This window comes from Kluyvera georgiana, assembly GCF_050990895.1.
GTDB lineage: Bacteria > Pseudomonadota > Gammaproteobacteria > Enterobacterales > Enterobacteriaceae > Kluyvera > Kluyvera georgiana.
Map to the genome: position 1 here is coordinate 2,469,987 of NZ_CP158865.1, position 20,975 is coordinate 2,490,961.

The 20,975-nt window shown below is 55.5% G+C and carries 16 protein-coding genes and 1 riboswitch; of the genes, 8 read left to right on the forward strand and 8 right to left on the reverse strand.

Annotated features, from left to right (window positions below):
* Nucleotides 1–23: 23 nt before the first annotated feature.
* From araJ to fdnG, 4 genes are all read right to left on the reverse strand, one after another.
* Nucleotides 24–1,181, reverse strand: a complete 1,158-nt coding sequence (gene araJ / locus ABTW00_RS11705; protein ID WP_433640892.1) for an MFS transporter AraJ — start codon at nucleotides 1,179–1,181, stop codon at nucleotides 24–26.
* Nucleotides 1,182–1,384: 203 nt separating this feature from the next.
* On the reverse strand, nucleotides 1,385–2,041 hold the full coding sequence (gene fdnI, locus ABTW00_RS11710) for a formate dehydrogenase-N subunit gamma (protein WP_433640894.1): 657 nt from the start codon (nucleotides 2,039–2,041) through the stop codon (nucleotides 1,385–1,387).
* Nucleotides 2,034–2,921 (reverse strand): formate dehydrogenase subunit beta, encoded by an 888-nt coding sequence (gene fdxH, locus ABTW00_RS11715; protein WP_271446976.1) that lies wholly within the window; start codon nucleotides 2,919–2,921, stop codon nucleotides 2,034–2,036. The genes fdnI and fdxH overlap by 8 nt, the downstream gene beginning before the upstream one ends.
* A gap of 11 nt (nucleotides 2,922–2,932) precedes the next feature.
* Entirely contained in the window at nucleotides 2,933–5,980 is a 3,048-nt protein-coding gene (fdnG, locus tag ABTW00_RS11720; protein ID WP_433640896.1) for a formate dehydrogenase-N subunit alpha, read from the reverse strand.
* A 220-nt stretch (nucleotides 5,981–6,200) separates the two neighbouring features.
* On the opposite strand from fdnG, the gene yddG reads away from it, so the two are divergent.
* The gene (gene yddG / locus ABTW00_RS11725) at nucleotides 6,201–7,079 is read left to right on the forward strand and encodes an aromatic amino acid DMT transporter YddG (protein ID WP_064545508.1); all 879 of its coding nucleotides are present in this window, start codon (nucleotides 6,201–6,203) and stop codon (nucleotides 7,077–7,079) included.
* A gap of 7 nt (nucleotides 7,080–7,086) precedes the next feature.
* On the opposite strand, the gene ABTW00_RS11730 is transcribed toward yddG, so the two are convergent.
* The 3 genes from ABTW00_RS11730 to ABTW00_RS11740 form a co-directional block, all read right to left on the reverse strand.
* Entirely contained in the window at nucleotides 7,087–7,785 is a 699-nt protein-coding gene (locus ABTW00_RS11730; protein WP_209438766.1) for an RES family NAD+ phosphorylase, read from the reverse strand.
* A complete protein-coding gene (locus tag ABTW00_RS11735) occupies nucleotides 7,782–8,183 on the reverse strand; it encodes an antitoxin Xre-like helix-turn-helix domain-containing protein (RefSeq protein WP_064545512.1) in 402 nt (133 codons plus the stop codon). The genes ABTW00_RS11730 and ABTW00_RS11735 overlap by 4 nt, the downstream gene beginning before the upstream one ends.
* Before the next feature lie 124 nt (nucleotides 8,184–8,307).
* The gene (locus tag ABTW00_RS11740; protein WP_433640900.1) at nucleotides 8,308–9,798 is read right to left on the reverse strand and encodes an MFS transporter; all 1,491 of its coding nucleotides are present in this window, start codon (nucleotides 9,796–9,798) and stop codon (nucleotides 8,308–8,310) included.
* A gap of 123 nt (nucleotides 9,799–9,921) precedes the next feature.
* On the opposite strand from ABTW00_RS11740, the gene ABTW00_RS11745 reads away from it, so the two are divergent.
* From ABTW00_RS11745 to ABTW00_RS11775, 7 genes are all read left to right on the forward strand, one after another.
* The gene (locus tag ABTW00_RS11745; protein ID WP_433640902.1) at nucleotides 9,922–10,503 is read left to right on the forward strand and encodes a TetR family transcriptional regulator; all 582 of its coding nucleotides are present in this window, start codon (nucleotides 9,922–9,924) and stop codon (nucleotides 10,501–10,503) included.
* Between the two features lie 177 nt (nucleotides 10,504–10,680).
* A complete protein-coding gene (locus tag ABTW00_RS11750) occupies nucleotides 10,681–12,066 on the forward strand; it encodes a NarK family nitrate/nitrite MFS transporter (RefSeq protein WP_433640904.1) in 1,386 nt (461 codons plus the stop codon).
* Nucleotides 12,067–12,125: 59 nt separating this feature from the next.
* Nucleotides 12,126–15,866: a nitrate reductase subunit alpha gene (locus tag ABTW00_RS11755; protein WP_433640906.1), complete on the forward strand. Its 3,741-nt coding sequence runs from the start codon at nucleotides 12,126–12,128 to the stop codon at nucleotides 15,864–15,866.
* Nucleotides 15,863–17,389, forward strand: coding sequence for a nitrate reductase subunit beta (gene narH, locus ABTW00_RS11760; RefSeq protein ID WP_064545522.1), 1,527 nt, complete (start codon nucleotides 15,863–15,865; stop codon nucleotides 17,387–17,389). The genes ABTW00_RS11755 and narH overlap by 4 nt, the downstream gene beginning before the upstream one ends.
* The gene (narW, locus tag ABTW00_RS11765) at nucleotides 17,389–18,084 is read left to right on the forward strand and encodes a nitrate reductase molybdenum cofactor assembly chaperone (RefSeq protein ID WP_433635781.1); all 696 of its coding nucleotides are present in this window, start codon (nucleotides 17,389–17,391) and stop codon (nucleotides 18,082–18,084) included. Before narH ends, narW begins: the two co-directional genes overlap by 1 nt.
* On the forward strand, nucleotides 18,081–18,761 hold the full coding sequence (gene narI / locus ABTW00_RS11770) for a respiratory nitrate reductase subunit gamma (RefSeq protein WP_433635782.1): 681 nt from the start codon (nucleotides 18,081–18,083) through the stop codon (nucleotides 18,759–18,761). The genes narW and narI overlap by 4 nt, the downstream gene beginning before the upstream one ends.
* A gap of 271 nt (nucleotides 18,762–19,032) precedes the next feature.
* A riboswitch (M-box (ykoK) riboswitch) is annotated at nucleotides 19,033–19,216 on the forward strand.
* Nucleotides 19,217–19,270: 54 nt separating this feature from the next.
* A complete protein-coding gene (locus ABTW00_RS11775) occupies nucleotides 19,271–20,284 on the forward strand; it encodes a magnesium transporter (protein WP_064545528.1) in 1,014 nt (337 codons plus the stop codon).
* A 146-nt stretch (nucleotides 20,285–20,430) separates the two neighbouring features.
* On the opposite strand, the gene ABTW00_RS11780 is transcribed toward ABTW00_RS11775, so the two are convergent.
* Nucleotides 20,431–20,952: a shikimate kinase gene (locus ABTW00_RS11780; protein WP_433635783.1), complete on the reverse strand. Its 522-nt coding sequence runs from the start codon at nucleotides 20,950–20,952 to the stop codon at nucleotides 20,431–20,433.
* Between the last annotated feature and the right edge of the window lie 23 nt (nucleotides 20,953–20,975).

The following is a 20,975-nucleotide window of genomic DNA, read 5'->3' on the forward strand; positions in this document are numbered from 1 at the left end:
TCTCCCTGATGGGAGAGGCTTATTCAGACAAGCGCCCTGCGCCGCTGATAACGCGCGTAAAGCAACAACGACGACATCGCGAGAAATGACAGTGCCGCCGCCGGCAATGCAACGCTGTTCCAGCCGAAATTCAGGGTAATCATCAGCCCGCCGAAAAACGCGCCAATCGCGCTACCCAGATTAAAAGCAATTTGCCCACCAGCTGCTCCCAGCATTTCTCCGCCCTTCGCATTTTGCAGCAGCAATATTTGCAGCGGCGCGGAAAGCGCAAACAGCCCGGCGCAACAGATAAAGGCCAGCGTCAGCGACGCAAATTTAATGCCGCCCAACGCGAAGATCATCAGCAGTGCCACCACGATAACGAAATCGGTGGTAGCCGCAATGCGCAGCGGGCTATAGCGCCCGGAAAGCTTACCGCTCAGGATGTTACCCAGCACCATGCCAAGGCCCACCAGCATCATGATGAACATCATCGCCCCCTCAGAGAATCCTGAGACGTTCATCATAAACGGCTTGATGTAGCTGAACCACGCAAATACCCCGGCGTTGCCAAACATTGTGGCGGCGAAAATAAGCCACGGCGCAGGGCTTTTGAGAAAATGAAACTGCTCGCGTAAACGTGCATCAGACTTATCAAATAGCGTTGGCACCCAGGCGATTATCGCCAGCAGCACCGCCACGTCAAACAGAGCAATGGCCAGGAAGGTATAACGCCAGCTGAATTGATGCCCCAGCCAGGTACCAGCCGGTACGCCAACCAGATTCGCCACCGTCATCCCGGCAATCATCCCCGCCACCGCCGCGGTTACCCTTCCGGGGGGCGCGATTTTTGACAGAATAATGGCCCCTACGCCAAAGAAAGCCCCGTGCGGAAACCCCGACACCAGTCGCCCGAAAGCCAGCATCACATAGCTGGAGGAGAAGGTAAAAATGACGTTGCCGGCAATACAGAGCGCCGCTAACAGCAACATAATTGACTTGAGGGAAAAGCGCGTAGAAAACAACGCGATGATCGGCGCGCCAATGACCACCCCAAAGGCGTACCACGAGATCATATTTCCCGCGACCGGAATTGAGAGCCCCACGTCGTGCGCCAGCTCGGGCAGCACGCCCATAATGCCGAATTCGGCCATTCCCAGGCCAAAAGTACCCAGCGCCAGCGCGAAGATTGTTTTTTTCATCCCTCTAATCACTTGTTTATGTTGAGTTTGCGGGTCGGCATTATCGACCATTCGCAGAATGCAAACCAGACAAAAACGCGTGACGGCAAGTTTATCCATAAAAACAGCGTGAATAACGCATATTTATCGCGAGCAAAAAAAAGCGGCCTGACACTCCCATTCGGAAACATCAGACCGCTCTTTATCACTTCGATGACGCGTTGTTACTTCAGCCCTTCCTGACTCTCTCTCTTCGCTTCTTCGCGTTCAACCTCGCGATACCAGCGCGGATGGTGCTTCTGCGCCCAGCGACGGCTCACCTTACCTTCAATCATCCCCTTAATTGATCCTTTAACCCAGAAGGCCATATACATATGGATAAGGATCGCGTGGATCAGAATGATGGCCGACGTCGCGTGAATCAGCAGCGCGTAGCGCACAACCTGAATCGGGAAATACGGCGCAAAGTAAGGACGCCAGATAATGACCCCGGTCACCAGCAGCACAAAAATCATGCTCATGATGCTCCAGAACATCATCTTCTGCCCGGCGTTATATTTGCCAACCTTCGCAACTTTATGCTCATTGCCTTTCAGAACTTCGACAATCCCCAACATCCACGGAATATCTTGTTTATCCGGGATGTTATGGTGCACAAAGCGGACGAACATAAACATCAGCACCACGAAAATCAGCACGCCGAAGAACGGATGCAGAATGCGCCCCATCTGCGGAGTGCCGAAGGTTTCAGTCAGCCATTGCAGCGTCGGGAAGAAAAACGAAATCCCCGAGACCGCCACCAGGAAGAAACAGATAACCACCGTCCAGTGACAGGCGCGATCGACAAACTTCGTGCGCACAATCATTTTCGACTTACTCATGGCCATCCTCCTCTTCGTCATCATCCACTTCTTTGTTCGGACCAATACCAATGTAGTGATAGATAAGCCCGGCAAAGGTGGCGATAAAACCTGCGGCGGATAACGGTTTCAGCGCCCCTTTCCACAGATTAATGCTGGTATCAATGGCAGGTTCTTTCGGCAGCTTATGATAGAGCTCAGGCCGATCCGCATGATGCAGTACGTACATCACGTGCGTTCCGCCCACCCCCTCCGGGTTATAGATACCGGCATTGGCATAGCCACGTTTCTTCAGCTTATCCACGCGCTCCTGCGCCACATCCAGCATCTCTTTCTTGGTACCGAAATGGATCGCGCCGGTCGGACAGGTTTTCACGCAGGCGGGCTCCATGCCGACGCTAACGCGGTCCACGCACAGCGTGCATTTATAGACGCGGTTATCCTCTTTATTGAGGCGCGGAATATTAAACGGGCACCCGGCAATGCAATAACCGCAGCCGATACAGTTGTCCTGCTGGAAGTCGACGATCCCATTAGCATACTGAATAATCGCCCCGGCGGACGGGCATGCCTTCAGGCAGCCCGGATCCTCACAGTGCATACAGCCGTCTTTACGAATCAGCCATTCCAGCTTGCCGTTCTGCTCGGTTTCGCTAAAACGCATTACCGTCCAGGACTTGGCGCTCAGATCCGCCGGATTATCGTAAACCCCCACGCAGTGCCCCACCTCGTCGCGAATGTCATTCCACTCGGAGCAGGCCACCTGGCAAGCTTTACAGCCCACGCAGGAAGAGACATCAATCAGCTTGGCCACTTCCTGTTTGTAATCCCGCGCGCGCGGCGCGGGAGTGATCGGGTTGGTCGCCGAGCGTTTAATAATGTCTTGTGTTTCCATCGCCATTTAAACGCTCCTTACGCTTTCTCGATGTTAACCAGGAACGCCTTGTATTCCGGCGTCTGCGAGTTGGAATCGCCCACGTTTGGCGTCAGGGTATTGGCGATATAACCTTTGCGCGCCACGCCTTCATAGCCCCAGTGCAGCGGGATACCAATGGTTTCCACCTGCTGACCATTGACGTTCAGCGTCTGCAGGCGGCGAGTGACCACCGCAACGGCGCGAATAAAACCACGCTGGCTGCTGACGGTCACACGATCGCCGTTGGCAATCCCTTTGGCTTTCGCCAGTCCTTCGCTGATTTCCACAAACTGCTCCGGTTGGGCAATGGCGTTCAGGCGCGCATGCTTGGTCCAGGTATGGAAATGCTCGGTCAGACGATAGGTGGTCCCCACGTACGGGAACTTGTCTTTCCTCCCAAGACGCACGGCATCTTCTTCGTACAGACGAACCACCGGGCTTGAGATGACGTTCGGGTGCAGCGGGTTGGTACCCAGCGGCGTTTCCATCGGCTCGTAGTGTTCCGGGAACGGACCTTCCGCCAGCTTATCGAGCGCAAACAGACGGCCCAGACCTTCCTGCTGCATGATAAACGGATTGGTTTTGCTTCCCGGCGGCGCGGTATTAAAGTCCGGAATATCGTTACCCGCCCATTTCGTGCCATTCCACTGGATCAGCATGCGTTTCGGATCCCACGGTTTGCCGTTAACATCCGCCGAGGCGCGGTTATACAGCACGCGACGGTTCAGCGGCCACGCCCAGGCCCACCCCAGCGTATTGCCCAGACCAGACGGATCGGCGTTATCGCGGTTGGCCATCTGGTTGCCCTGCTCGGTCCAGCTACCGGTATAGATCCAGCAGGAGGACGAGGTTGTACCGTCATCACGCAGCAGCGCAAAGCTATTGAGCAGTTGGCCTTTTTTCGCTACCAGCATGCCGTTCGCGTCGTAGAGATCCGCCAGCGCATAACCGTTGTTCTCTTTCGCCACTTCTTCAGATTCCGGATGATCCGGCTGCTTGTAGTTCCAGCCCATTTTCAGCAGCGGCTCAACGCCTTTACCGCCTTCGTTGCGATACATCTCGCGCAGACGATGGTAAATACCGGCCAGAATCTCGCCGTCGTTACGTGCTTCACCCGGCGCTTCCTGACCTTTCCAGTGCCACTGCAGCCAGCGGCCCGAGTTGGCAATAGAACCGTCTTCTTCGGCGAAACAGGTCGACGGCAGGCGGAACACTTCCGTCTGAATCGTTGATGGGTCTACATCGTTCGATTCGCCGTGGTTCTGCCAGAAGGTGGAGGTTTCAGTCACTAACGGGTCGATCACCACCATGTACTTCAGCTTGCTTAAGCTGCGCACGACTTTGTTTTTATCCGGGAAGGATGCAACCGGGTTAAAGCCCTGGCAGATATAGCCGGTGACTTTGCCGTTATCCATCATGTTGAAGTATTTGATAACGTCATAGGCCTGGTCCCATTTCGGCAGCCAGTTAAAGCCCCAGTCGTTATCTTTCGTCGCCGCATCGCCGTAGAACGACTTCATCAGACTGACGAAGAACTTCGGATAGTTGCTCCAGTAGTTCACCTGGTCTGGCAGCAACGCTTTCGGCGTATTCGCGTCCAGATAGCTTTGCAGGTCCGCCTGCTTCTCCGACGGCAGCGTCAGATAGCCAGTCAGGCTGGTCGACAGCAGACCCAAGTCGGTTAAGCCCTGAATGTTGGAGTGACCGCGCAGCGCGTTCACGCCGCCTCCCGCCATCCCCATATTGCCGAGCAGCAGCTGGATCATCGCCATGGTGCGGATGTTCTGCGCCCCAACGGTGTGCTGCGTCCAGCCCAGCGCGTACAGGAAGGTGGTCGTGCGATCGGCCGCGCTGGTCGAGGCCAGCACTTCACACACTTTCAGGAAATCGGCTTTCGGCGTCCCGCAGATGTTCTCCACCACGTCCGGCGTATAGCGAGAAACGTGCTGTTTCAGCAGGTTCCAGACGCAGCGCGGGTCGGTCAGGGTTTCATCACGTTTGGCGTAGCCGTTCTCATCCAGCTGGTAGTGCCAGGAGGATTTATCGTACTGGCGTTTTTCGGCATCGTAGCCGCTGAACAGGCCGTCATCGAAAGTAAAGTCTTCCCGCACCAGCAGACTGGCGTTGGTATAGTGCTTCACGTATTCGGCGTTGATCTTATTTTTTTCGATCAGATACAGCAGCACGCCCGACAGGAAGGTAATGTCGGTACCGGAACGAATCGGCGCGTAGATATCGGCCACCGACGCCGTACGCGTAAAGCGCGGATCGACGACGATAAGCGTGGCATCGTTATTGTTCTTCGCTTCCATCGCCCAGCGGAATCCCACCGGATGGGCTTCCGCGGCGTTACCGCCCATCACCATCACGACGTTAGCGTTTTTGATATCAACCCAGTGGTTGGTCATCGCACCGCGACCAAATGTTGGAGCAAGACTTGCTACCGTTGGTCCGTGTCAGACGCGCGCCTGGTTGTCTACCGCCAGCATGCCGAGCGAGCGCACAAATTTTTGCGTCAGCATACCGGTTTCATTACTGGCCGCCGAAGCGCACAGCATCCCCGTGGACAGCCAGCGGTTAACCGTCACGCCCTGCTCATTCTTCTCAATAAAGTTGGCGTCGCGGTCGGCCTTCATCAGTTTTGCGATGCGATCGAAGGCTTCATTCCACGAAATACGCTGCCATTTATCTGAGCCAGGTGCGCGGTATTGCGGATAACGCAGGCGGTTTTCACTGTGTACATAGTCCAGCAGCCCCGCGCCTTTCGGGCACAGCGCGCCACGGCTGACCGGATGATCCGGGTCACCTTCAATGTGGTAAATCGATTCCCGGGTATTTTTAGCCCCATCGCCCAGGCTATACATTAAAAGCCCACAACCCACGGAGCAGTATGTGCAGGTATTACGAACTTCTTTGGCGCGCAGCAATTTGAAATTACGCGCCTGAGCCAGCGCCATTTTAGGAGCAAATCCTAATGCCGCTGCCGTCGTCCCGGCCATACCGCCCGCGCAGATTTTAAAAAACTTTCTGCGGCTGACGTCCATTGTTTTCCTCATTGTATGGATGTACTTCGCCGGAAAAACTAACAGCAATACCCTTGATTTATTTGCGTCAAATCAATGTCGAAAACCGATCCCCCCTTAATAGTCAGGGGCGGCGAATTTTATTAATCCTTTAGGGTTAATGGTTATGGAAAAATATCCCAGCAGGCCGTGAAAAAATGCTATAACCGCAGACTTCGTTTGTAAAAGCATCAGGTCAGAGATGGATAAGAAAAGAGCGACGCTCATCGGCCTCACCGCCATTGTATTATGGAGCACCATGGTGGGGTTAATTCGCGGCGTCAGCGAAGGGCTTGGGCCGGTTGGCGGCGCGGCGATGATCTACAGTCTGAGCGGCATTCTGCTGATCTTTACCGTGGGTTTTCCCCAACTGCGTCAGATGCCTGGCCGTTATCTGTTGGCGGGAAGCGTGCTATTCGTGAGCTATGAAATCTGTCTGGCGCTGTCTTTAGGCTATGCGGGCACCCGCCAGCAGGCCATTGAGGTGGGGATGGTCAATTATCTGTGGCCAAGCCTGACCATTCTCTTTGCCATTGTGTTTAACGGTCAAAAAAGCAGTTGGCTGGTTATCCCCGGCTTACTCCTTGCGCTATTAGGCGTCACCTGGGTATTAGGTGGCGAGCATGGGCTGGATCTTCACCAAATAACACGTAACGTCATTTCCAGCCCTTTGAGCTATATTCTGGCGTTTGTTGGCGCCTTTATCTGGGCGGCCTACTGCACGGTGACCGCCAAATATGCCAAAGGCAAAAACGGTATCACTCTGTTCGTTTTATTAACCGCGTTGAGTCTGTGGGTGAAATTTCTGCTGAGCGAGCAGCCACCGATGGTATTTAGCGGGCCGGTGGTTATCAAGATGGTGCTGTGCGCATTGTCTTTAGGTTTAGCCTATGCGGCCTGGAACGTGGGTATTCTCCACGGTAACGTCAGTCTGCTGGCTGCCGCGTCGTACTTCACGCCCGTGCTCTCCTCGGCTCTGGCGGCCGTGCTGCTCAGCGCGGCGCTATCATGGTCATTCTGGCAAGGAGCGGCGATGGTTTGCATCGGCTCCCTGCTGTGCTGGCAGGCAACCCGGCGGTAACACCCTCTTATTCGCCGCCGTACAGCTTAATGCTCAGAATGTTAGTAATCGAACGCCCATTCCAGTGATATTCCAGATGTTCGGCTTGCAGCACTTTGGTCACCAGACAGGGGCGATACAGCACGTAGCAGGTGTGCCCGGTATGACGCACCGAACAATAAACGATGCCATCGCTGTTTTGCATTTTCTGCGCCTGTGCAAAGGCTTTCGACTGGCTGTAGTCCGTCGCGTGATATAGCGCTGAAGAGATGAAGGGTTCCTGCGTGATGTCGGCCAGGTTGGCATCAAACTCGGTAAAAAGCACCCGCATTTGAACCTTCTGCGCGGGCTCATCGGTATAGCCAAAAATGCGCTCCTGATGATACACCGTCTCCTTGATGGCCGTATCCAGCTGCGGAGCGCAATAGTAACCGCCAAAGTCGCCGGTGGTAAACCGCGCCCCTTCAGGATTAATGTGCGTAAACGCGGCCATCACGTAGCTGCTGCCATTCAGCCCGACGAGCCAATCGGCTTTTGGGACTCGCATCAGTTCACCGGCAGATTCCATTAAGCGCTCATTCGTTAATGCCTCAACGGCCCAAACGGCTTCCAGCTCATCGCTACTGGCCACATCCTCAAAAAGATCGATGGTGGGATAGCGACTGGGAATAATGCGATATGCCGTCGCACCTTTTAACGCCACGCGAGGCGGAGTTTCCGCGATCACGCCATTCCCCCTCGCCATGACTGAAGCCGCGTCGCGACCTCATAAAGATCGGCAACACGTCCACCGTTCATCACATCCATCGCTGAACGTCCCGCAAAGAAAGGATGGGAATTTGGTTTGCGCACCCAGCCATAGATGCTGTCATCAGCGGTGAACAGCAAACGCAGGCATTTATGGATATTCAGGATGTAGCTCATCCGTTCCTGAATATCCAGACTTAAACGAATGCCGCCCTTCGACTCTTTGTATTTGTTCAATGTTGAACGTGAACTAATACCCAGAAGCCGAAGCTGTTCATCTGTGTTGCACTGCCATTTTTCCAGGATACGGAACACAACCGGCAGCGCTTTGCTGGTATCAACGTTACCGTTTACATGGCTTTCTTGTACTGTAGCCATATGTCCTCCCATGCGTCATTTCGCGACACGCCAAATACCGGCGTGTACATTTAATCACAATTGTAGCCTAACTGTTCAATAATGTACATTGTCGGATAAAAAGCCACAAGGGTCTACCCGGGAATTAGACCGGGTCCGGAATCTTAGCCAGGCTACGCCAGATCCCGGCAGCCAGCAGCAGAAGCAGTACGCCGGCGGTCGCCAGCACGATGCTATGCGAATTGATAAACGCTATTTTTGCTGCCTCCATCAGGCTTTGTGCCGGAACAGCGGGCATCGACTGCGCCAGCTTGATCGCTTCACTAATGGAGGAGGCAGCCTGCTCTGCAGCCGCGTCGCCCATCCCCGCGGGCAGCACGATTGACGAGGTATAGCTGCGGGTCAGGATCAGACCAAACAGCGCAATGCCCAACCCCGCGCCCAGCTCGTAGGCCATCGTTTCAATAGCGCCTGCCGCTGCCGCTTTCTCTTTGGGGGCCGCCGCCATAATCGCCGCACTGGAAGCGAGCAGCGCGCTGGCAACGCTAAAGCCGAGCAGCGTCATCAGCCCCCATGCCAGCCACGGGTGGGTGCTGAAATCGGTTATCGACAGGCCAAGGAAACTCAGCGCGCTTAATAGCATTCCGCCGGTCGCCACCTCACGCAGCCCAAGCTTTGACACCAGCATGCCGGCAATCGGGCCGCTGAAACCGCTCGCCACCATCAACGGCAGCATAAACAGCCCGGCTTCGAATGGCGTTTTACCGTGCACAAACTGCAGCTCCTGCGCCATCAGCAGTTCAAAGCCCACCAGGGTAATCAGCGCCGTCATGGCCATCATCACCCCGCTTAAAATAATACGATGGGTAAAGAGACGCATATCCACCATCGGACGCGTTGCTGAGAGCTGTTTACGCACAAACCAGTACAGCATACCGGCACCGGCAAGCGCGACCATCGATACCAGCCACAGCGCAAGCTGCCCTTTCAGCGCCGATTTGGCACTAAACACCAGCATCAGAATGGCGGCAATCAGTACCAGCGCCTGGAGCAGATTCAGCGGCTGTTCGCGTCGCGCTGGCTGACGTGGAACCACTCTGGCATTAATGGCAATAACCACCAGCACAATCGGCACGTTGATCAGGAATACCGATCCCCAATAGAAGTGTTCCAGCAGCATCCCGCCCACCAGCGGGCCAAACGCCGCGCCGCCGGAGCCTACGGCCGCCCACAGCCCCAGCGCCATATTACGGTGACGCGCTTGCGCGAAGGTAGTGCGGATCCCGGCAAGCGTTGCCGGGACAATCATCGCCGCGCCGATGGCCAGCAGCGCGCGAGAAGCGATCAGCGTCAGCGCGGTCGGCGAAAACGCCGCCGCCAGCGATGCCAGGCCAAAGATCCCGCTACCCAGCAGCAGCAGGCGCTTAAAGCCAATTTTGTCGCCGAGCGCACCCATCGGCAGCACCATTCCGGCCATCACCAGTGAATAGATATCAATGATCCACAGCAGCTCATTGCCGCTGGTGCCCAGCGCGACGCTCAGCGTCGGCGCGGCCACGTGCAGCACGGTGGCATCAATCGCCACCGGGATATAGACCATCAAAATAGCCATGAGCGTTAACCATTGGCGTGACATTTTTTGTTCCTCAAATCATTATTTATTGTTGGACGCACGTCCAGAAACGAGATCCTGCCGGATTGTTGAACGCATGTCCAATTTTTTGTTATTCTGGGATAAACCCTACTCAAACGAAGAAAAATGAATTATTTAACCCGAGAAGAACGGCGGGAAGATATCCTCAAAACCGCTATGAAAGTCGCGCTGAGCGGCGGCTTTAGCGCCATGACCGTTCGTCATATCGCCAGCGTCGCCGGGGTCTCCAGCGGCCAGGTGCACCACCACTTCACCTCGATTGGCGAACTGAAATCCCTCGCCTTTGTCCGGCTGATTCGTGAAATGCTCGATATGCCGTTGGTGGCCGATGACGCCAGCTGGCACGACCGTCTCTTTTCGATGCTCGGCAGCGACGATGGTCGTCTTGAACCTTACGTACGTCTGTGGCGGGAAGCACAACTGCTGGCAGACAGCGACAGTGATATTAAAGGCGCCTACTTGCTGACAATGGATATGTGGCATAAGGAAACCGTTTCACTGATTTTGCAGGGCACAGAAGCAAACGAATTCAGACCAATAGATAGCGCGGAAAATATTGCCTGGCGATTAATTGCACTGGTGTGTGGACTGGATGGAATTTATGCGCTAGGGATGACGGAAATAAGCGACGAAATCTTTGCTCGTTATATACAACATTATATTGCGTTAGAACTTCAGCCCGCATAATTTACATTTAGTAACAATTAACAACGTTTTATTCACAGCGCGTTTTCTTACAACGCGCTTTTTTTATCTATTCTTCAACGATAAAGAGATAAAACGGCCAGACGATAATAATCCTCTCCTACCTACTTCGCTGTTTTTCCTTTGTTTCTTTTTTATGACGTGTCTATCGAGGGTATTATGCCAAGCAATGAGAAAGATAATCATTACCTTTTAAGGGAGTGGAAACCGGAAAATCCTGCCTTCTGGGAAAATAAAGGTAAATCAATCGCAAGAAGAAACCTGTGGATTTCCGTGGCCTGCTTATTACTCGCTTTCTGTGTCTGGATGTTATTTAGCGCAGTGGCAGTCAATCTCAATAAAGTCGGTTTTAATTTTACAACTGACCAACTCTTTTTATTAACCGCACTGCCTTCTCTCTCTGGCGCAATTTTGCGCGTGCCCTACTCCTTTATGGTACCTATATTTGGAGGCCGCTATTGGACGGTATTAAGCACGGTTATTCTTGTTATTCCGTGCATTTGGTTAGGTATCGCCATTCAGGACACCGCTACTCCGTTCTGGGTATTTATCATCATCGCTCTGCTGTGCGGTTTTGCTGGCGCTAACTTTGCCTCCAGCATGGGGAATATCAGTTTCTTCTTCCCCAAAGCCAAACAGGGCAGCGCGCTGGGGGTCAACGGTGGTCTGGGCAACCTTGGCGTTAGCGTGATGCAGATGGTCGCCCCGGCGGTCATTTTTCTGCCCATGTTTGCGTTTATCGGCGTTCACGGCGTCACGCAAGAAGACGGTTCGACGCTGGCGCTCAGCAACGCCGCGTTAGTCTGGGTACCACTCCTCGTGATTGCCACGCTCGCCGCCTGGTTTGGGATGAACGATATAGCCAGTTCCAAAGCCTCGGTGCGCGAACAGCTGCCGGTGCTCAAACGTCCACATATGTGGTTGCTGAGTCTGCTTTATCTCGCCACCTTCGGCTCGTTTATCGGTTTCTCCGCAGGGTTTGCCATGTTGGCAAAAACCCAGTTCCCGGACGTCAACATCCTCAAACTCGCCTTCTTCGGGCCGTTTATCGGCGCGCTGGCTCGTTCGTTTGGCGGGGTGATCTCCGATCGCCTCGGCGGCGTAAAGGTCACGCTGGTGAACTTCATTTTGATGGCGCTCTTCTCCGGCCTGCTGTTCCTGACCCTACCGGGCAGCGGTTCCGGCAGCTTCCTTGCCTTCTACGTGGTGTTTATGGGGCTGTTTCTCACCGCCGGTCTGGGCAGCGGTTCAACCTTCCAGATGATCGCCGTCATCTTCCGGCAAATCACCATCGATAGCGTGAAAAAGCGCGGTGGCACCGACGAGCAGGCCCAGCATGAGGCGGTGACCGATACCGCCGCCGCACTGGGGTTTATCTCCGCCATTGGCGCAATCGGCGGCTTTTTTATCCCGAAAGCGTTCGGCACCTCGCTCGCCATGACCGGTTCACCGGTTGGCGCCATGAAAGTGTTCTTTGTCTTTTACGTCGTCTGCGTACTGGTGACCTGGCTGGTCTATGGTCGCCGCAAACCGACGTCCAAATAAACATAAAAATGTGAGCAGTGTAACCACGGGGGCGCAATCCCCCGTCAGGAGAAAATGTCATGAGCAAACTACTGGATCGCTTTCGCTACTTTAAGCAGAAAGGCGAGACTTTTGCCAATGGTCACGGACAGGTCTATGACAATAACCGTGATTGGGAGGATAGCTACCGTCAGCGCTGGCAGTTCGACAAAATCGTCCGCTCGACGCACGGTGTGAACTGTACAGGCTCATGCAGCTGGAAGATTTATGTCAAAAACGGCCTGGTGACCTGGGAAACCCAGCAAACCGACTACCCACGAACCCGCCCCGACATGCCCAACCATGAACCTCGCGGCTGCCCCCGTGGCGCAAGCTACTCCTGGTATCTCTACAGCGCTAACCGCCTGAAATATCCGCTGGCCCGCAAGAAGCTGATTGAACTGTGGCGCGAGGCGCTGGCGCAGCAAACCGATCCGGTGCTGGCCTGGGACAGCATTATGCAGAGCCCGGAGAAGACCCGCCGCTACAAAGAAGCACGCGGTAAAGGTGGATTCGTCCGTTCATCGTGGAAAGAGCTGAACCAGCTGATCGCCGCCGCTAACGTCTGGACTATCAAAAACTACGGCCCCGACCGCGTGGCGGGCTTCTCGCCTATTCCGGCGATGTCGATGGTCTCTTATGCCGCGGGGACGCGCTACCTGTCGCTGATCGGCGGAACCTGCCTGAGCTTCTACGACTGGTACTGCGACCTGCCGCCGGCCTCGCCGATGACCTGGGGCGAGCAGACCGACGTGCCGGAGTCTGCCGACTGGTACAACTCCAGCTATATCATCGCCTGGGGCTCTAACGTCCCACAAACCCGTACCCCGGACGCCCACTTCTTCACCGAAGTTCGCTACAAGGGAACCAAGACCATCGCCATTACCCCCGACTTCTCGGAAGTCGCCAAACTCAGCGACCAGTGGCTGGCACCCAAGCAGGGTACCGACAGCGCGCTGGCGATGGCGATGGGTCACGTGATCCTCAAAGCATTCCACCTCGATAATCCGAGCGATTACTTTATCAACTACTGCCGCCGCTATACCGACATGTCGATGCTGGTGATGCTCGATAGCCGCGAGGATGGTTCGTACGTCGCGGGCCGAATGCTGCGCGCCGCCGACCTGGTTGATGGCCTCGGTGAAAGCAATAACCCGGAGTGGAAAACCGTTGCCTACAACAGCGATGGCGAACTGGTGGTGCCAAACGGTTCTATCGGCTTCCGCTGGGGGGAAAAAGGCAAATGGAACCTGGAATCACAGGCATCCGGTAAAGAGACCGAGCTGACGCTTTCTCTGCTCGATAGTCGCGACACGGTGGCGGGCGTGGCCTTCCCCTACTTTGGCGGCAACGAAAACCCGCACTTCCGCAGCGTGAAACAGGATCCCATCCTGGTGCGCAAGTTGCCGGCAAAAGAACTCACCCTCGCCGACGGCAGCCGTCGCCTGGTGGTCAGTATTTATGACCTGACGCTGGCTAACTACGGGCTCGATCGTGGCCTGGACGACAATCTGGCGGCAAAAAGCTTTGACGAAGTGAAAGCCTACACCCCGGCCTGGGCCGAACAGATCACCGGCGTATCGCGGCAGAACATCGAAAAAATCGCCCTCGAATTCGCCGATACGGCGCATAAAACGCATGGCCGTTCGATGATTATTCTCGGTGCCGGGGTGAACCACTGGTATCACATGGACATGAACTACCGCGGCATGATCAACATGCTGGTGTTCTGCGGCTGCATTGGCAAAAGCGGCGGCGGCTGGGCACACTACGTCGGGCAGGAGAAACTGCGACCGCAAACCGGCTGGTTGCCGCTGGCCTTCGCGCTGGACTGGAACCGTCCACCGCGCCAGATGAACAGCACGTCGTACTTCTACAATCACGCCAGCCAGTGGCGCTACGAGAAGCTGACCGCCAAAGAGCTGCTCTCCCCGCTGGCCGATCCGACGAAATACACCGGCCATCTGATCGACTTTAACGTGCGCGCCGAACGCATGGGCTGGCTTCCGTCCGCTCCGCAGCTCAACCTCAACCCGCTGTCGCTGAAAGCGAAAGCCGACGCTGCCGGGATGACGCCGCAGGACTATACCGTACAAGGGTTGAAATCCGGTGAGATCCGCATGGCCTGCGAGCAGCCGGACAGCGGGAAGAACCACCCGCGTAATATGTTTATCTGGCGCTCGAACCTGTTGGGCTCCTCCGGTAAAGGTCATGAATACATGCTGAAGTATCTGCTGGGAGCAGATAGCGGTATTCAGAGTGAGGAATTTGGCTCCTCAGAAGACGTGAAACCGGAAGAAGTGGAATGGCAGACCGCTGCGATTGAAGGCAAGCTCGATCTGCTGGTGACCCTCGATTTCCGCATGTCCAGCACCTGTTTGTTCTCCGATATCGTCCTGCCAACCGCTACCTGGTACGAAAAAGACGATATGAACACCTCGGATATGCATCCGTTTATCCACCCGCTTTCTGCCGCCGTCGACCCGGCGTGGGAATCGAAAAGCGACTGGGATATCTACAAAGGCATCGCCAAATCGTTCTCTGAAATCTGCAAGGGCCATCTGGGCACGGAAACCGATGTGGTGCTGCAACCCCTACAGCACGACTCCCCCGCCGAGCTGGCGCAACCGTTCGCGATTCAGGACTGGCGCAAAGGCGAATGCGATCTCATTCCGGGTAAGACCGCGCCAAATATTATCGCCGTGGAGCGCGATTATCCGGCCACCTACGAACGCTTTACCTCGCTTGGCCCGTTGATGGACAAACTGGGCAACGGCGGCAAAGGCATCGGCTGGAAAACGCAAACCGAGGTCGACTTCCTCGGCAAGCTTAACTATGTCAAGCAGCAGGGTCCAGCGAAAGGTCGCCCCTGTATCGAGACGGCGATTGATGCTTCAGAAGTGATCCTCGCCCTCGCCCCGGAAACCAACGGGCAGGTCGCGGTGAAGGCCTGGCAGGCGCTGAGTGAATTTACCGGCCGCGACCACACCCATCTGGCGACCAACAAAGAGGACGAAAAAATTCGCTTCCGCGATATTCAGGCACAACCGCGCAAGATTATCTCCAGCCCCACCTGGTCTGGTCTGGAAGACGAGCACGTCTCTTACAATGCGGGCTATACCAATGTTCACGAACTGATCCCATGGCGCACCGTCTCCGGGCGGCAGTCGCTGTATCAGGATCACCCGTGGATGCGCGACTTCGGTGAAAGCCTGGTGGCCTATCGACCGCCTATTGACACCCGCAGCGTGAGTCAGATGAACGCTATCCCGCCGAATGGTTTCCCGGAAAAAGCGCTCAACTTCCTGACGCCGCACCAGAAATGGGGCATTCACTCCACCTACAGCGAAAACCTGCTGATGCTGACGCTCTCGCGCGGCGGGCCAATCGTCTGGCTGAGCGAAACCGATGCCAAAGAGCTGGGGATCGCCGACAACGACTGGATTGAGGCATTTAACGCCAACGGCGCGCTCACCGCCCGCGCGGTGGTCAGCCAGCGCGTGCCGCCGGGCATGACCATGATGTACCACGCCCAGGAGCGCCTGATGAATATTCCCGGCTCGGAAGTGACCGGGCGGCGCGGCGGGATCCACAACTCGGTGACCCGTATTTGCCCGAAACCCACCCATATGATCGGCGGTTATGCGCAGCTGGCCTGGGGCTTTAACTACTACGGAACGGTCGGTTCGAACCGTGATGAGTTCATTATGATCCGCAAAATGAAAAATATTAATTGGCTGGATGATGAAGGCAACGATCAGGTACAGGAGGCGGCAAAATGAAGATTCGCTCACAGGTTGGGATGGTGTTAAACCTCGACAAATGCATTGGCTGCCACACCTGCTCGGTGACCTGTAAGAACGTCTGGAGCAGCCGCGAAGGCATGGAATATGCGTGGTTCAACAACGTCGAAACCAAGCCTGGCATCGGTTTCCCGAAGGACTGGGAAAACCAGGAAAAATGGCAAGGCGGCTGGGTACGTGGCATCAGCGGTAAACTGACGCCGCGCATGGGCGGACGCGTCGGCGTGCTGGCAAAAATCTTCGCTAACCCGCTGATCCCGGGCATCGACGACTACTATGAGCCGTTTACCTACGATTATCAGCATCTGCATAACGCGCCGGAAGGCAAAAACCTGCCGACCGCCCGCCCGCGCTCGCTGATCAGCGGCCAGCGGATGAACAAAATTGAGTGGGGCCCGAACTGGGAAGAGCTGCTCGGCGGTGAATTCGAAAAACGCGCCCACGACCACAACTTCCAGGAAATGCAAAAGGAGATGTACGGTCAGTTCGAAAATACCTTCATGATGTACCTGCCGCGCCTGTGCGAACACTGTCTCAACCCAAGCTGTGTCGCCACCTGCCCGAGCGGCGCTATCTACAAGCGTGAAGAAGACGGCATCGTGCTGATTGACCAGGACAAGTGCCGCGGCTGGCGCATGTGCATCAGCGGTTGTCCGTACAAAAAAATCTACTTCAACTGGAAAAGCGGCAAATCAGAAAAATGCATTTTCTGCTATCCGCGCATAGAGTCCGGCCAGCCGACCGTGTGCTCGGAAACCTGCGTCGGCCGTATCCGCTACCTCGGCGTGCTGTTATACGACGCAGACCGCATTGAAGAAGCGGCCAGCACCGAGAAAGAGACCGATCTTTACGAGCGCCAGTGCGACGTGTTCCTCGACCCGAATGACCCGGCCGTCATTGAGGAAGCCCTGAAACAGGGGATTACGCAAAACACGATTGATGCCGCCCAGCGTTCGCCGGTCTACAAAATGGCGATGGACTGGAAGCTGGCGCTGCCGCTGCATCCGGAATACCGCACGCTGCCGATGGTCTGGTACGTCCCGCCGCTGTCACCGATTCAGTCGGTCGCCGATGCGGGCGGCCTGCCGAAAACCGATAGCGTCCTGCCGGCGGTGGAAAGCCTGCGCATTCCGGTGCAGTACCTGGCGAATATGCTCAGCGCGGGCGATACCGGCCCGGTGCTGCGCGCCCTGAAACGCATGATGGCGATGCGCCACTATAAGCGTTCGCAGACCGTAGAAGGCGTGACCGACACCCGTGCCATTGAGGAAGTGGGTCTGAGCGAGGAACAGGTCGAAGAGATGTATCGCTACCTGGCGATCGCCAACTACGAAGATCGCTTCGTGATCCCCACCAGCCACCGTGAAATGGCGGAAGACGCCTTCCCGGAACGCAACGGCTGTGGCTTCACCTTCGGCGACGGCTGCCACGGGTCAGACACCAAGTTCAACCTGTTTAACAGCCACCGTATCGACGCCATTAACATCGGGGAGAAAGACTAATGCGGATCCTGAAAATCATCGGGCTGCTGCTGGAGTACCCCGATGAACTCAGTTGGGACAACAAGGATGAACTGTTTGCGTTAATCGACAGTGACGCTCCGGCGCTGCGCCCGTTCCTTGAGCAGCACCTGACGGCCTCATTACTCGATAAGCAGGCCGAATGGTGTGAGATTTTTGAGCGCGGGCGGGCGACATCGCTGCTGCTGTTCGAACATGTTCACGCCGAATCGCGTGACCGCGGTCAGGCGATGGTTGAGCTGATGGCGCAGTATGAACAGGTGGGTCTACAGCTCAACTGCCGCGAGCTGCCTGACTATCTGCCGCTCTATCTGGAGTACCTCAGCATTCTGCCGCAGGCTCAGGCACAGGAAGGTTTGCAAAACGTGGCGCCGATTCTGGCGCTGATTGGCGGTCGGCTGAAACAGCGTCAGGCGCCGTGGTATCAGCTGTTCGATACCCTGCTGACGCTGGCCAATACCTCACTATCAAGTGACAGCGTCACAAAACAGGTGGCGGGCGAAGCGCGAGACGATACCCGCCAGGCGCTGGATGCGGTCTGGGAAGAGGAACAGGTGAAGTTTATCGAAGATAACGCCACCGCCTGCGACAGTTCTCCGCTGCAGAGCTATCAACGACGCTTTAGCCAGGACGTGGCGCCACAGTATGTGGACGTCCGTATGGGAGGCCCGAAATGATACAGTACCTTAACGTCTTTTTTTACGACATCTACCCTTACCTCTGCGGCACGGTGTTCCTGCTGGGCAGTTGGCTGCGCTACGACTATGGTCAGTACACCTGGCGCGCCTCCTCCAGCCAGATGCTCGACAAACGCGGAATGGTGATTTGGTCGAACCTGTTCCACGTCGGTATTCTGGGGATCTTCTTCGGCCACTTCTTCGGTATGCTAACGCCGCACTGGGTGTATGAATCCTGGCTGCCGCTGTCGCAAAAACAGCTGATGGCGATGATTCTCGGCGGTGCCTGCGGGGTGATGACGCTGGTCGGCGGCGCTGGCCTGCTGATTCGCCGTCTGTTTAACCCACGCATTCGCGCCACCTCGTCGACCGCGGATATTTTGATCCTCAGTATTCTGTTGATCCAGTGCTGCCTTGGCCTGAGTACCATTCCGTTCTCCGCACAGCATCCGGACGGCAGCGAAATGCTGAAGCTGGTCGACTGGGCGCAGGCAGTGGTTACCTTCCACGGCGGCGCGTCGGCGCACCTGGATGGCGTAGCCTGGGTCTACCGAATCCACCTGGTGCTGGGCATGACCATCTTCCTGCTGTTCCCGTTCACCCGTCTGGTGCACGTCTGGAGCGCCCCGGTGGAATATCTGACCCGACGTTATCAGGTAGTTCGTTCACGCCGATAGCAACTCGGCCCCTGTAGGCCGGATAAGGCATCGCCGCCATCCGGCAACCCGCACCAAATGCCTGATGGCGCTTCGCTTATCAGGCCTACATCTAACCCGGCCGAGCATCGCGACGCCGGGTTTTTTATGCCACAAATAAAATATTAAACCTATTCTCAACCACTTTATCTTTCACCGCCACAATGCGTAATAACGCGCTATATTACGTCCGTTGAATTTACCACCGTGCCTGACGGCACGCGGGAAATATAAATTCACTCAGCATCGTAATTAATAATCTTGTTATGGCGAGGCTCCTGAATAAACATAAGTTATCGCCCTGGTGGTATCGAGAGAGACCATCACAGGGAAATACAGGCATCCATCGAATCAAGGTGTTGCCAAGATAACTTCTGACGGCTCAAGACCGTACAGATACGTTGTTCAGTGCTAAAACCGGGACGTAGGGATTTTTCTCAGCTTTTCCTGTTTTGTTCGCCCTATATAGAATTTCTATAGGGAACATTTTGATGTCTTATATTCATGCCACTGCGCCGCTCTACCCAACCGTCCCTGTAACGGGCGATATTATTGCAAGCTACATGTCGAAAACGTTTATTTCGCTGCCGGAACCACTCAGCGTAAAAGAAGCGCGCGAGATGTTCCTGCGACAATTAAATGACGACCATTTCCCCTGCGCCGTATTCGTGGTTTCCGGCGACAACCTGCGTGGAATATTATCGACACGCACGCTGCTCCAGGCATCCGATGATAATCAGCCGGTCGCGCAGTTGATGACCACCACCCTATTCCACGTCGGCCCGGACGATACCCGCGACGTGGCGGCGGAACTTATCGAAAAGCACCGTCTGACCCTGCTGCCGGTGATTAAAAACGGCAAACTTATCGGCTGTCTGAATGAAAAAGAGATCGACCAGCTGTTAGCGGATGAAATCACCGAAGACGCGCAGCTTCAGGGGGCGACGTTGCCGCTGGAAAAACCCTATCTGGAGATAAGCCCGGTTACGCTGTGGAAAAAACGCGCCGTCTGGCTGCTGCTGCTGTTTATCGCCGAGGCTTACACCAGCACCGTGATCCAGCACTTCGAAGAGGCGCTGGAATCCGCCATCGCGCTGGCGTTCTTTATCCCACTGCTGATTGGCACCGGAGGCAACAGCGGCACGCAGATAACGTCCACCCTGGTGCGCGCGATGGCGCTTGGCGAAGTGGGCCTTAGGGATCTGGGGCGGATCCTGCGTAAAGAGATGTCGACGGCGATGCTGGTCGCCATCACCCTCGGCGCGGCAGGCTGCCTGCGGGCGTGGATAATGGGCATTGGCCCGGAAATCACCTTTATTGTCAGCCTGACGCTGGTGTGCGTCACCCTCTGGAGCGCCGTGGTTTCCTCGGTGATCCCGCTGGTCATCAAACGCGTCGGCATTGACCCGGCGGTGGTCTCCGCGCCGTTTATCGCGACGCTGATTGACGGCACCGGGCTGATTATCTACTTCAAAATCGCCCAGCACTTCTTAGGGTTAAACTAATCTGTTGAGATCGTAAACGCCTGCAGCTCTATTCGTTATCTTTCCGGGGCTGTAGGCCGGATAAGGCAATGCCGCTATCCGGCAATGTGCGGCGGGTTGCCTGATAGCGCTACGCTTATCATGCCTACAAGATTTAAATTGCCCGCCTACAGTGCAGCCATAATTTTGTGAACAATGACTTCCGGTGAGCCCATTGCGAAAATCTGGATATCGCCCAGCGCCATATAGTCGGGAAATCGCTGGCGGAATTTGGCCTCTTCTTTATCCCGAACGAGCCCAAATCCGCGTTTAAGCTGACGCGTAACGATGCAGCCACACGCGACATCGGCATCCTTTGATGGCATAAGCAGAATCGAACGCCCACATTCCCGCACGCGCTGGCGGTTGCGTTTGACAATATCCGGACGAATATCGGTGGCAAGAAATCCGGAAGATAGCGCAAAAACCACATTCTGCTGGCTCCGCTCAAGCAACAGCGCGTCAAACAACGCAGCGTTTTGCTCAAGATAGGCTTCATAGCCGTCAGATTTAAGGTACTCACGGATGTTCGCGACGCGCTCACAAAATTGCGCATCGAGATCGACAAACGCATACCCCAAACGAACGGCCAGTTTTTCCCCGACGGTACTTTTTCCTGCACCGCCCGGACCAATCAGAAAAAGATGCATTATTTCCTCATAAATAAAATCGA